Raw genomic sequence first — 12,975 nt, 5'->3', positions numbered from 1 at the left:
GATTAAATATAAGGGTTATTTTTGACGAAATACCATCGTAATCGGCACTCCCTCAAACCCATACTCTTCACGTAATTTACTCTCAATAAAACGTCTGTAGTTTGGTGGTAACTCCTGCGGATTGTTCATGAAAAATTTAAATACCGGAGGGTTACTTTTCACCTGAACGGCATATTGAATTTTGAGCTTTCTCCCACGCTTAACGGGCAAGGCTCTCTCCTTCAACATTGCTTCTATAAAATCGTTCAGTTGTGGAGTGGAGATTTGTTTTCTCCGTTCCTCTATCACCTTTTCTGCCGTTTTGATAACGCGCTCAATCCGCTGACCTGTTAAGGCTGATATAGAGATGATAGGAACATACTTCATCGTTGGAACTTTGCTGTAAATGTACTGCTGAAACTCCTTAAGAACGTTTGTATCCTTATCAGGAACGATATCCCATTTATTGAGAGCGATTACAATTCCTTTGTTAAAGTTTTCAGCCTCCCTCAGAATTCGCTTATCCTGGTCATCAAATCCTTGAGTTGCATCCAGCATAAGCACTACTACATCTGCTTCTTTTATGGCTCTATTTGTACGAACTGTACTGTAAAACTCTACGTTCTCTTTCACCTTAGCTTTTTTACGAAGGCCGGCAGTATCGACAATGATGTAGTTCTTTCCATCGTATTCCAGTTTGCTGTTGATGGAGTCGCGGGTAGTCCCGGGTATGTCCGTCACCAGGCAACGATCACTTTTTAGCAGAGAGTTCATCAGGCTGCTTTTCCCAACATTTGGCCGACCGACAAATGCAATTTTTGGAAAGTCCGGCTCTTTACTTTCGGTCTCTTCAGGAGGCAGCTGCTCTACTACTTTGTCGAGCAAATCTCCGGTTCCGGTTCCGCTAATTGCAGATACCGGGTAAATTTCATCGAACCCCAAGCTGTAAAACTCGTAGGCTTCCATCATCTTCTGTTCATTATCTGCCTTGTTGACGACAAGAAATACCGGTTTTTCCTGTTTTCGAAGCATGGAGGCAACAGATTGGTCCAGCGAACTAATGCCACTTTCTGTGTCTACAACAAAGAGAATCACATCCGATTCGTCCATTGCAAGGTGCACCTGTTCGCGAATTCCGGCTGTTATTACATCATCTTCGTTGGGTAAATACCCGCCTGTGTCGACGACGGTGAAATTTCGTCCGTTCCAAAAACTCTCTCCATAGTGTCTGTCGCGGGTTACACCATAGTCATCATGCACAATGGCTTTTCTTCTCCCGATCAAACGGTTAAATAGTGTAGATTTTCCTACATTGGGGCGGCCAACGATTGAAACTGTCGGGTTCATATTCTGTATTAATTGTTTATTTTAACGCAACGAAAGTTAAGGATTTTTATCGTAAGCTAATGCTTGAAACTTTATACAATACATTCGGTTTTGTCGGCTCCATTATTGTCGCGTTTATTTCATTTCTGTTCTTCGTTTTCTGGATGGCCGGAGTAGCCGGAATTTGTTCAGTAAAGCGACCTGCACACAGGCAAATCATCTTTTTTTCTTTGGCTGTTTTTGTTCCGGTTTACCCTGTATTATGGTTGATTGCCGACATTAACAAGCAGCGAAAACAACTGAAGAAGCTTTAATTCTCTAATTGAGCTCCCTCCTCTTCTATCTGCTTTTGAACAGAGTTTTGCTCCTCAACAAGGAGCCACGGCTCCATTAAATCATCCGAAATGTTTTCAATAAAACGGGATGGATTGGAAAAGTAATCCCCGTATCTGCTTTGAAACAGTGCGGGATATGTTATGAATAGATTCTCTTTAGCCCGAGTAACTGCAACATAGAGCAGGCGAACTTCTTCATCGAGCTGCTCATCATCATCCAATGCATAACCGGATGGGAGAATTCCGTCAAGGCACTGAATTAGAAAAACGGTCTTCCACTCGAGTCCTTTTGCTGAATGAATAGTACTTAAAATCAAAGGACTTTCATCTTTTTGAGCAGCTTCCGTTTCAATAGCTGTTGCTTCAATTGGATCAAGAGCGATCTCTTCAATCATCGTTTCCAGGTTTCTGTAGGTCCCCGAAATATCCACAAATGTTTCCAGGTCTTTCATTCGTTTAGGATGATCGTCAAATCGTTTTTTGCAAAAAATTGCGTAGTAGTCGACTACTGCCTGAAGTTGTTCGGGAACCGAACCGGACAACTGCTTTAACTTTGCAAATAGATCCCCGAGGGCTTTTAGCTGTGTCAGGTATCGCTCACTAATGTTCGGTGCGTTCTCCGGGCGGAATGGATTCTCAGATCGGTTTGACCACGAAAAGAGCTCCTCTGCAGTTTTTGGCCCAATCCCATCAATCAGCATTAATATCCGGTTCCAGGAAATCGAATCTTTAGGATTGAGAAGGACTCTCAGGTGTGCCAATACATCTTTAACATGTGCCGCCTCCGTGAATTTTTGCCCGCCATATTTGATGTATGGAATCTCTTTTTTGTTCAGCATTACCTCAAGGTCAAATGAATCCCGCCCATTCCTGAACAGAACGGCAATGTCACTCAATTCATGAGCTTGTTCGCGCAAATTCAGGATCATTTGAGTCAAAAACCGGCTTTGATCATTCATGTTTGCCGCTTTCACAAGCCCCGGCAGATCCCCTTCTTCATTTTTTGTGAAGAGTTTTTTCTCAAACTTCTCTTTTGCCTCCTCCAATACGCGATTGGCAACGTCCAGAATTTTCTGTGTGGAGCGATAATTCTCCTCAAGCTTGATGACTTTTGTACCTCCAAAAAGTTCAGGAAAACGCATCATATTTTTATGATCGGCGCCTCTAAACGAATAGATACTTTGAGCATCATCCCCAACGGCCATTACATTGTTATGATAACTGCTAAATAACTGAGTTAACTCTGCCTGAAGTGCGTTGGTGTCCTGATACTCATCCACCATTACATGGCGATTTTTAGATGAGATTCTTTGGCGAAGATCCTGATTGTTTTTCAACAGATCTCGGGTCTTAACGAGGAGATCATCGAAGTCCATGACGAAGTTTATCTCCTTGTAGACATGGTAGTTAGAAGATACTTCTTCAATTTTTTCTATATAACTTGAAAACTGAGGATATTCATCTTCCACAGTTTCTCTGATGGATCTCTGTTTATTGATCGAACTACTGATCATAGCGTAGAGCGTCGACTTTTTAGGAAATCTCTTTTTTCCCACAGAGAGGTCCATGCGGCTTCGTACCATATGAATAGCATCCATAGCGTCCGATGTATCGATAATTGTAAAATTTTCGGGGTACCCTATTGCCTCTGAATATTGATGCAATAACTTACTGCAATAGTGATGAAATGTCCCTCCCTCTACCCTTTGACATCTCTCATCCAGAATTTGGCTAGCTCTACGCAGCATTTCATTTGCAGATCGTCTTGTAAAGGTAAGAAGAAGTATTTCGGATGGATCCACTCCACTCTCTACGAGTCTGGCAACACGATATACCAACGTCCTTGTTTTACCGGTACCCGCTCCTGCTACCAAAAGAGCCGGGCCACTATCATGCATGACAGCTTCATTTTGAGCTCTATTTAGCAGATTTTCATAATCGATGGTATAATCGGCGGGATTAAGATCTTCGCCTGAGAGTACGAACTTTTTCATACCTTAAACTATCAAAAATGATCGTATGTAAAAAACATGTTTAGGCGGATTAACCCAAACGTGCACCTTTTTCAACATGTTTATCAGGAACAGCTAATACCACACTTCCGTCCTCTCGATAAAAACCGGTTACCAGACACTCCGACATGACAGGGCCGATCTGTTTGGGTGGAAAGTTTACAACAGCAATCACCTGTTTGCCAATCAGTTCCTGAGTGCTATATAAATCTGTAATTTGTGCACTCGATTTTTTAACTCCGATATCGGGCCCAAAATCAACCTGGAGAAGATAGGCAGGTTTATGAGCTTCGGGGAAATTCTCCGCTTTGAGAATCGTTCCAACTCGAAACTCAACTTGCTCAAATTGATCCCAGGTGAGATTCTCCACAATATTAGTTTGGTTTTACAACGAGGTTCACAATTCGTCCCGGAACGAAGATCTCTTTCACTATAGTGGAGCCGTCCAGGTATTTCTGAACTTTCTCCTGCTGCTTGGCCAGTCCAATCACAAATTCTTTATCCTTGGCTTTATCTGCAGGCACCTGAATCTGTTCGCGAACTTTACCGTTTACCTGAACGGGATAATCAATCGTATCGCTTTTGAGGTACTCTTCATTAAGTTCAGGCCACTCAGCGTATGCCAGGCTCTCTTTATGTCCCAGCTTACTCCACAACTCTTCTGCAATATGCGGTGCAAACGGAGATAACAAGAGAACGTAAGCTTCCGCAATGCTCTTTGGAACAGAATCCCATTGATTTGCTTCATTTACGAAAATCATCAAAGCCGAAATGGCCGTATTGAAACGCATAGCCTCAATATCTTCAGTCACTTTTTTAATCGCTTCGTGAAGAGTTTTGAGCTGATCAAGAGTCGGTTCTACATCCGTTATGTTCAGCTGTTCCACTTCCCCTTCACCAAGAAACAGTCTCCATGATCGGTTTAGGAAACGATTGACGCCCTCAACTCCTTTTGTACTCCAGGGTTTCACCTGTTCAAGTGGACCCATAAACATCTCATAAAGCCTGAGTGAGTCCGCTCCGTATTGGTCCACTACATCATCCGGGTTGATAACATTACCGCGGGATTTTGACATTTTGTGGGCACGCGCTTCAACTGTAATCTCAGTACCCTTCATCACAAAGCGGTCACCTCTCTTCTCCACATCCGATTCTGATAAAGGAATACGTAACACCTCGTCGAGCCCCTCGGCATCATCGGCAGAGATGGTTTTTCCGTCTTTCTCAAATGCGGTGTACTCCATTTCTCCCAAAATCATCCCCTGGTGTACCAATTTTTTAAATGGTTCTTTCGTGGAGACGACTCCGCAATCATAAAGCACCTTGTGCCAGAACCTTGCATAGAGTAGATGAAGAACGGAGTGTTCGGCACCTCCTACATAGAGGTCAACCGGCATCCAGTACTTCTCTTCATTCTCTTCAACCGGACCACCATCAAATTCGGGGCTAATGTAGCGAAGGTAGTACCAGCAGGATCCGGCCCACTGAGGCATGGTGTTCGTTTCACGAATTGCTTCTTTACCGGTTTCCGGGTCGGTTGTTTTAACCCAATCCTTGGCACGTGCCAATGGAGGCTCACCCGATTTTGTCGGTTGGAAATCATCCACTTCGGGCAGAGTTACCGGTAATTCAGATTCCGGCAGAGGCTTGTGTTTACCATCCACATGAATAATTGGAAACGGTTCGCCCCAATACCGCTGGCGGGAAAAAAGCCAGTCTCGCAATTTAAAATTCACACTTTTTTTACCGACACCGTTTTCTTCGAGCCATGCGGTAATTTTCTCTTTTGCTTCTGCAATTTCCATTCCGTTAAGGAAATCACTGTTTATTGCAGGACCTTCTCCGGTATAGGCTGTTCCATCAAAATCTTCAGGCGGCTGTACGGTTCGAATGATCGGCAGATCAAATTTTTCAGCAAATTCCCAATCCCGCTCATCCTGAGCCGGAACGGCCATAATTGCTCCGGTTCCATAGTGGGCCAGCACGTAATCGGCCACCCATATAGGAATCTCTTTACCGTTCACAGGATTTATGGCATACGCTCCGGTAAAGACGCCGGTTTTGTTTTTCACTTCCTGTCGCTCAAGATCCGATTTGTTTGCAGCCTCTTCTACGTATTGATCGATCTCTTTGCGTTGTTCATCGGTTGTTATTTTATTCACCAGGTGGTGTTCCGGAGCCAGCACCATGTAAGTGGCGCCAAATATTGTATCAGGCCGAGTAGTAAATACGCGAATTTTATCATCATACTCCTTTATCTGAAAATCAATCTCAGCTCCAATTGATTTTCCGATCCAGTTTCTCTGCATCTCTTTGGTTGAATCGGGCCACTCAAGATCATCCAGATCATCCAGTAAACGTTCGGCATACTCCGTAATTTTCAGAACCCACTGCCGCATAGGTTTCCGAATAACCGGAAACCCACCCACTTCACTTTTCCCATCAATCACCTCTTCGTTGGCCAGTACCGTACCCAGTTCAGGACACCAGTTGACCGGAACTTCATCTTCATACGCCAGCCCTTTATTATAGAGCTGCAAGAAAATCCACTGAGTCCATTTGTAATAATCCGGATCAGTTGTATTTACTTCCCGATCCCAGTCGTAGGAGAAACCGAGCATTTGAAGCTGTTCCCTGAAACGGTTGATATTTTTCTCGGTGGTTTCTCTCGGATGCGTGCCGGTTTTTATGGCATACTGCTCAGCCGGTAAACCGAATGCGTCCCAACCAATTGGATGTAACACATTAAACCCCTTCATTCTTTTGTAACGAGCTAAAATATCAGTAGCAGTGTATCCCTCCGGATGCCCAACGTGCAGGCCCGAACCGCTTGGATAGGGAAACATATCCAGAATATAATATTTGGGTTTGTCGTGGTCTTCCGGTGTTTTAAATGTTTTGTTCTCTTTCCAATATTGTTGCCAGCGTGTTTCTACTGCGGAGGGGTCGTATGAGCTCATTAAATCTGATTAATTACGTTTACAGTTCGTTGTTCAACGATTTGAATAGCTTCAAAAGATAAAGAATAAAATGGACAGGGTCATGCCCGACTGGCAGGAAACCTCATTCAATTTTTAAAGAAAGCGTTTAGTAAGATCCCCATAAGCATCAATTCTTCTATCCCTGAAGAATGGCCAGGTTTGTCGCTGTTTTTCAATTTCATCAAAATCTATCTCTACCGTTAGTATCTCCTCCTCTTCTCCGGCTTGAGCAATGATCTGCCCAAAAGGGCCGGCCACAAAGGAGTTACCCCAGAATTTGGTCCCTCCCTCAACTCCAACCCGATTGATTCCGGCCACATAACAACCATTTGCAATAGCATGACTTCTTTGAACCGTAAGCCAGGCATCCATAAACTCCTGTTTGTCTGTATCACTCTCTTCGGGAAGTGTTCCTATTGCAGTTGGATAGACCAATAATTCGGCCCCGGCCATTGAAGCCAGTCTCGCTGCTTCCGGAAACCATTGATCCCAGCAGATCAATGTTCCAATCTTACCGGCTGATGTATCAACTACCTTAAAACCTTTATCACCCGGTGTGAAATAATATTTTTCGTAAAAGCCCGGGTCATCGGGAATGTGCATTTTTCGATACAAATCGAATATGCTCCCATCCTTTTCCAATACAACCATGCTGTTGAAATAGACGCCCGGTGCTTTTTTTTCAAACATCGGAACTAAAAGTACAACACCCAGCTCTTTAGCTAATTTTGAGAATCTGTGGGTTATGGGGCCGGGAATCTCTTCAGCCCAGGAAAAAAAATCTTGATCAATTTCTCTGCAAAAGTAGGTTGTATGGAAAAGCTCCTGAAGTGCAATCAGACCCGATCCATTATGAGCCGCTTTGCGTATCATCTCTTCGGCTTTTTGAATGTTACGCGATGGTTCTTCTGTGCAACTGAATTGAATGGCTGAAAATTTCACGTTGGCCTGATAAATGTTTTAAAAAGGTTTGGAATAACTGTTTAAAAATGAATGTAAGGAAATCGATAGAAATACCCATTTAAGTTCAGCAGATGATTTTCTATAAATAGATTTTGGAAGCGCTTTTCTTTTCAAAAAACGGGGGGAAAGTCCTACCTTTATGCACCATGACATGCGATCTGCTATATCGAAGATATATTGCTGCAAATTGCTAACGAATTCTTAATAAGTACTAAATCTTTAAAAGAAAAAGCATTCAAATGAACATTGACTACAAAAAGCAGCCTAAAAGCAAGGTAGGACTCGACTATCTTGGGCTGAAAAATACAGATCAGGCTCTGTGGAACTTGAACCCATCTGAACTGTATGAGCAGGCAATTTCGAACGGAGAGGCACAACTTACCGACAAAATGGTACTTCAGGTGCAAACCGGTAAGTATACAGGCCGCTCACCAAAAGATAAATTTCTGGTTGAGCAGCCATCTATAAATGATGATATCGACTGGGGGCCCGTAAATCAGCCGATATCAGAAGAAATTTTTGACAACCTCCACAAAAAAGTGGTTGAATATCTGGACGGCAAAAAATTATATGTAAAAGACCTCTTTGCAGGAGCAGACCCGGAATACCGTTTAAATGTTCGAGTAGTAAGTGAAGCTGCATATCACGGATTGTTTGCGCACAATATGTTTATCAATCCTTCTGAAGAGGAGCTAAAATCGCATGAACCTGAATTCACCGTTTTAGCCGCTCCAAACTTTCACGCTGACCCGGAAATTGACGGAACCCGATCCAGTACCTTTATTCTCTGCAATTTCGAGAAGAAGATGATATTAATTGGAGGTACTCTCTACTCGGGCGAGGTGAAAAAAGGAATTTTTGCTGTCATGAACTATTTATTGCCCAAGAAAAACGTCATGGCAATGCACTGTTCTGCTAATGTGGATGACAATGGAAATACTACGGTATTTTTTGGATTGTCAGGCACCGGGAAAACCACTCTGTCAGCTGATGCAAGCAAAACCCTTATCGGTGATGATGAACATGGCTGGAGTGATAACGGTGTTTTTAACATTGAGGGCGGCTGTTATGCAAAGACGATCAATCTCTCCCCAGAGGGTGAGCCGGAAATCTACCAAACTACCCAGATGCCCGGTACCATTCTGGAGAATGTTGTTTTAGATGAAAATCGGGTCCCCGATTTTACGGACGACAGCCTAACACAAAATACACGTTGTGCATACCCGATAAGCTTTATTCCAAATTCAAGTGAAACCGGCAGAGGCGGACATCCCAAAAATGTTGTATTTCTCACTGCTGATGCTTTCGGAGTACTCCCTCCCATCTCGAAATTGACACCTGAACAGGCAATGTATCACTTCATCAGTGGATATACGGCAAAAGTTGCCGGCACTGAAAGAGGGGTAACTGAACCACAGGCTACTTTTTCTGCATGTTTTGGAGCTCCTTTCTTACCTCTTCACGCAACGGTATATGCTGAACTGCTTGCTGATAAAATCAGAAAGCACGACTCCAATGTTTGGCTGGTCAATACCGGTTGGACCGGAGGTATGTATGGTGTAGGCAGCAGAATGAAACTTTCTCATACACGTAAGATGCTTAACGAAGCACTCGAAGGTAACCTTGATGGAGTTGATTTTGTTACTGAACCGGTATTTGGGCTGCAAATTCCTACTCACATCGAGGGAGTTCCTGATAAAGTGTTAAATCCTAAAGAGACGTGGAAGGATAAGGCAGCATACGACAAGAAGGCGAATGAGCTCGCGAAGATGTTCAAGGATAATTTCAGAAAATTTGCCAAACAGGCCAGCGAAGAGATTCTTCAAGCCGGCCCCAATATCTGATGGATTTCTGAATTCACGTTAAAACCCGGTACTGTTTTGTTCAGTCCGGGTTTTTTTATTTCCGGAAGAACTCTTCTCCTCTACTTTCAGACAGACTTGAATATCCTTACATTTACATCCTGATATTTTTGTAAGAATTGAATGATGAATTGATGAGTACAAACACTATTCCGGATTTTAACACAACGGTTTCCATCGACAAAGTAGGCGTCGAAGAGCGTGTGAGCCGGCTCAATAAAAGAAGTATAAAAAAAGAGTCGAAAATGCAGGCTTTAAAGCTGGCATTGAGTATGATTGACCTCACCACGCTTGAGGGAAAAGACTCAGAGGGGAAAGTCGTTCAACTTTGCCGAAAAGCACGGGTTCCGTATGCCCCAATGCCTGAACTGCCTTCAGTTGCAGCGATATGCGTCTATCCAAACATGGTTTCTACAGCTAAAAAAGCACTACAAGGAACTGAAATTAATGTAGCCAGTGTGGCCACTGCGTTTCCAAGCGGTATGGCTCCGTTACAGGTGAAGCTCGATGACACAAAATATGCTGTAGAAGAGGGAGCTGATGAGATCGATATGGTCATCTCACGCGGCGAGTTTTTGAAGGGCAACTACAATTTAATTTTTGATGAAATTGCGGCAATCAAAGATGCTTGCGGAGATGCGCACCTGAAAGTCATCCTTGAAACAGGAGAACTTGAAACGTACGAAAATGTTCGAAAAGCGAGTGATATTGCCATGTATGCAGGAGCCGACTTCATTAAAACCTCAACAGGTAAGATCTCACCTGCCGCTACACAGCCGGTAACGCTCGTTATGCTGGAAGCCATACGGGATTACTATCAAGCAACCGGAAAAATGATCGGAATGAAACCTGCCGGCGGTATTCGTAAAGCTAAACAGGCGCTTCAATATCTTGTATTGGTTAAGGAAACATTGGGAGCAAAATGGCTAACACCCGAGTGGTTCCGTTTTGGGGCCAGCTCTCTGACTAACGATCTGTTAATGCAAATTGTAAAGCAGGAAACAGGCGTATATCAGAGCTCATATTACTTCTCAACTGATTGATCTATCTTATTACACTGTAACGGATTAAGTCGTATCAGAATTTAAATTAATTTTTTTGAAATGGACCGGAAAACAACAGAGAATGCTTCGAATGGAGAGAAAAAACCAACCTCTCCAAACGCAGATTTGAAAATGGAATTTAGTGAGTTCTGGCAATACAGCCCTGCACCGGAAAGTAGCGATCATATAGAACTGAAAGAGAGATATGATCTCTTTATTGATGGAGCGTTTGTGCCCGGAAAAAAAGGCCGGATGATGAAAACCATCAACCCTGCAACGGAAGAGGTGCTGGCTGAATTTACAGAGGCCACATCCGAAGATGTGGATAGTGCCGTTAAAGCTGCCAATAGAGCTTATGAGAAGACCTGGAGTAAGCTTTCGGGTAAAGATCGAGGTAAATACATTTTCCGTATTGCCCGAATGATACAAGAACACGCCAAGGATTTAGCCATTATTGAATCGATGGATGGCGGGAAGCCGATTCGGGAATCTCGCGATGTAGATATTCCCCTTGCTGCAGCATATTTCTTCTATTACGCAGGGTGGGCAGATAAACTTGATTATGCATTTCCGGGACGCAAAGCCGAACCGTTAGGCGTTTGCGGTCAAATTATCCCATGGAATTTCCCGCTGTTGATGCTATCCTGGAAAATTGCCCCTGCCCTTGCAGCAGGAAACACCGTGGTGTTAAAACCGGCTGAAACCACACCGTTGACAGCATTGAAGTTTGCCGAAATCTGTAAGGACGCAGGCTTACCGGATGGTGTGGTGAACATAATCACGGGTGCAGGTCCAACAGGTGCCGCTTTGGTTGATCATCCCGATGTGAGTAAAATTGCTTTCACGGGCTCTACCGAGGTTGGGAAGATAATTCAAAAATCTTTGGCCGGTTCAGACAAAAAATTTACTCTCGAATTGGGCGGGAAAGGCCCGAATATTGTTTTTGAGGATGCCTCAATTGATCAGGCTGTAGAAGGAATTATTAATGCCATCTTTTTCAACCAAGGGCATGTTTGCTGTGCCGGTTCTCGCCTGCTGGTGCAAGAAGGAATCTCAGAAAAATTGATTTCAAAACTGAAACAGAGAATGGAAACCTTAATTGTTGGTGATCCACTCGACAAGAATACAGACATCGGGGCGATCAACTCTCGCATGCAATACAACAAAATCCAAGAGTATCTTGAGGTTGGCGTTCAGGAAGGTGCCACGATTCATCAAAGCAGTTGTGAAATGCCAGAGAAAGGATTTTTCTGTAAACCAACTATTTTTACAGGAGTGGGTCAAAGTAATCGAATTGTGCAGGAAGAGATCTTTGGACCTGTTCTTACAATCCAAACGTTTCGAACTCCTGAAGAAGCTGTTGAGAAAGCAAATAATACTCCTTATGGGCTTGCCGGAGGTATTTGGACTGACAAAGGTTCCAAGATTTTCAAAGTGAGCCAACAAATTCGTTCTGGGGTTGTTTGGGCGAATACCTACAACAAATTTGATCCAACATCACCATTTGGCGGATATAAAGAGAGTGGAATTGGCCGAGAAGGTGGCCTTCATGGCCTCTACCCATATGTTCGTCTATCAGCCAACCGATAAGTTTTTAATAAATATTACTATGTCTGACAGAATTGAAATACTAAAAACCTATAAAACATACGTTGGCGGGAAGTTTCCAAGGAGTGAATCCGGGAGAACTTATCCCATTCGAGATGTTGATGATCATATCATTGCCAACGCATGTCGCTGCACCCGGAAAGATGTACGTGATGCAGTGATTCCGGCACGTACGGCATTTTCTGGCTGGAGCGAAAAATCGGCTTATAACCGCGGACAAATTCTCTATCGGATTGCCGAAATGCTGGAAGGTCGCAAAGATCAGTTTGTGAATGAGCTTCAGAGAGGTGGAATGAAGACCAAAACTGCAGAAAAAGAAGTTGAATTATCAATAGACAGATTAATCTACTTTGCCGGCTGGACGGATAAGTATCCTCAGGTTTTTGGCAGTATTAATCCGGTAGCAAGTCAACATTTTAACTTCACTTCCCCGGAACCTACAGGTGTTGTTGCGGTTATTTCTTCCGACGAATCTCCACTTTTATCTATTGTTTCATTGATAGCACCGGTTATTGCAGGTGGAAACACATGTGTGGTTTTGGCTTCTGAAAGCTATCCACTTTCTGCAGTCAGCTTCGGAGAGGTTCTGCACTCTTCGGATGTACCCGGAGGCGTAGTGAACATCTTAACCGGTTACCGGAAAGAAATGTTAGATCATCTGACCAAACACATGGATGTAAATGCAGTGTTAAACTGTATAACGGACAAAGAAATCCGGAAACTTATTGACGAAAATGCGTCTATAAGCGTTAAAAGAGTTCACCACTACCCTGTTGATGACTGGAGTGATGACACCCATGAAAATCCATATTTGATTTTGGAGTTTCAGGAGCAAAAGACAACCTGGCACCCAGCCGGAATTTAGC

General features: G+C 43.4%; 10 protein-coding genes. 5 read left to right on the top strand and 5 right to left on the bottom strand.

Going from position 1 to position 12,975, the window contains the following annotated elements; translation table 11 throughout:
* Positions 1 to 15: 15 nt before the first annotated feature.
* The gene (gene der / locus BG260_RS07705; protein WP_069131382.1) at positions 16 to 1,326 is read right to left on the bottom strand and encodes a ribosome biogenesis GTPase Der; all 1,311 of its coding nucleotides are present in this window, start codon (positions 1,324 to 1,326) and stop codon (positions 16 to 18) included.
* 59 nt (positions 1,327 to 1,385) lie between these two features.
* Here der and BG260_RS07700 point away from each other — a divergent pair, with 59 nt between their 5' ends.
* On the top strand, positions 1,386 to 1,619 hold the full coding sequence (locus BG260_RS07700) for a hypothetical protein (RefSeq protein ID WP_069131452.1): 234 nt from the start codon (positions 1,386 to 1,388) through the stop codon (positions 1,617 to 1,619).
* Here the strand turns inward: BG260_RS07700 and BG260_RS07695 are convergent.
* The 4 genes from BG260_RS07695 to BG260_RS07680 form a co-directional block, all read right to left on the bottom strand.
* Entirely contained in the window at positions 1,616 to 3,634 is a 2,019-nt protein-coding gene (locus tag BG260_RS07695; protein WP_069131381.1) for an ATP-dependent helicase, read from the bottom strand. The genes BG260_RS07700 and BG260_RS07695 overlap by 4 nt on opposite strands.
* Positions 3,635 to 3,683: 49 nt before the next feature.
* A complete protein-coding gene (locus BG260_RS07690) occupies positions 3,684 to 4,022 on the bottom strand; it encodes a tRNA-binding protein (protein WP_069131380.1) in 339 nt (112 codons plus the stop codon).
* 4 nt (positions 4,023 to 4,026) lie between these two features.
* Complete coding sequence (leuS, locus tag BG260_RS07685) at positions 4,027 to 6,612, bottom strand: leucine--tRNA ligase (RefSeq protein WP_069131379.1); 2,586 nt, start codon at positions 6,610 to 6,612, stop codon at positions 4,027 to 4,029.
* Positions 6,613 to 6,726: 114 nt separating this feature from the next.
* Positions 6,727 to 7,575 (bottom strand): carbon-nitrogen hydrolase, encoded by an 849-nt coding sequence (locus tag BG260_RS07680; RefSeq protein WP_069131378.1) that lies wholly within the window; start codon positions 7,573 to 7,575, stop codon positions 6,727 to 6,729.
* A gap of 260 nt (positions 7,576 to 7,835) precedes the next feature.
* Here BG260_RS07680 and pckA point away from each other — a divergent pair, with 260 nt between their 5' ends.
* The 4 genes from pckA (at position 7,836) to BG260_RS07660 (ending at position 12,974) form a co-directional block, all read left to right on the top strand.
* On the top strand, positions 7,836 to 9,440 hold the full coding sequence (gene pckA / locus BG260_RS07675) for a phosphoenolpyruvate carboxykinase (ATP) (protein WP_069131377.1): 1,605 nt from the start codon (positions 7,836 to 7,838) through the stop codon (positions 9,438 to 9,440).
* Between the two features lie 152 nt (positions 9,441 to 9,592).
* A complete protein-coding gene (deoC, locus tag BG260_RS07670) occupies positions 9,593 to 10,501 on the top strand; it encodes a deoxyribose-phosphate aldolase (protein WP_069131451.1) in 909 nt (302 codons plus the stop codon).
* Between the two features lie 60 nt (positions 10,502 to 10,561).
* Entirely contained in the window at positions 10,562 to 12,091 is a 1,530-nt protein-coding gene (locus BG260_RS07665) for an aldehyde dehydrogenase family protein (protein ID WP_083750166.1), read from the top strand.
* 19 nt (positions 12,092 to 12,110) lie between these two features.
* Positions 12,111 to 12,974: an aldehyde dehydrogenase family protein gene (locus BG260_RS07660; RefSeq protein ID WP_069131376.1), complete on the top strand. Its 864-nt coding sequence runs from the start codon at positions 12,111 to 12,113 to the stop codon at positions 12,972 to 12,974.
* Position 12,975 lies beyond the last annotated feature (1 nt).

Source organism: Rhodohalobacter halophilus (genome assembly GCF_001715195.1).
GTDB lineage: Bacteria > Bacteroidota > Rhodothermia > Balneolales > Balneolaceae > Rhodohalobacter > Rhodohalobacter halophilus.
The sequence above is the reverse complement of the archived record's forward strand: the minus strand, read 5'-3'. Positions and strand labels throughout refer to the sequence as shown.

Bases quoted from the DNA above. Each gene is read 5' to 3' on its own strand.
- BG260_RS07660 (WP_069131376.1), top strand. From the start codon at position 12,111: ATGTCTGACAGAATTGAAATACTAAAAACCTATAAAACATACGTTGGC.
- BG260_RS07695 (WP_069131381.1), bottom strand. From the start codon at position 3,634: ATGAAAAAGTTCGTACTCTCAGGCGAAGATCTTAATCCCGCCGATTAT.
- deoC (WP_069131451.1), top strand. From the start codon at position 9,593: ATGAGTACAAACACTATTCCGGATTTTAACACAACGGTTTCCATCGAC.
- der (WP_069131382.1), bottom strand. From the start codon at position 1,326: ATGAACCCGACAGTTTCAATCGTTGGCCGCCCCAATGTAGGAAAATCT.
- leuS (WP_069131379.1), bottom strand. From the start codon at position 6,612: ATGAGCTCATACGACCCCTCCGCAGTAGAAACACGCTGGCAACAATAT.
- BG260_RS07665 (WP_083750166.1), top strand. From the start codon at position 10,562: ATGGACCGGAAAACAACAGAGAATGCTTCGAATGGAGAGAAAAAACCA.
- BG260_RS07700 (WP_069131452.1), top strand. From the start codon at position 1,386: ATGCTTGAAACTTTATACAATACATTCGGTTTTGTCGGCTCCATTATT.
- pckA (WP_069131377.1), top strand. From the start codon at position 7,836: ATGAACATTGACTACAAAAAGCAGCCTAAAAGCAAGGTAGGACTCGAC.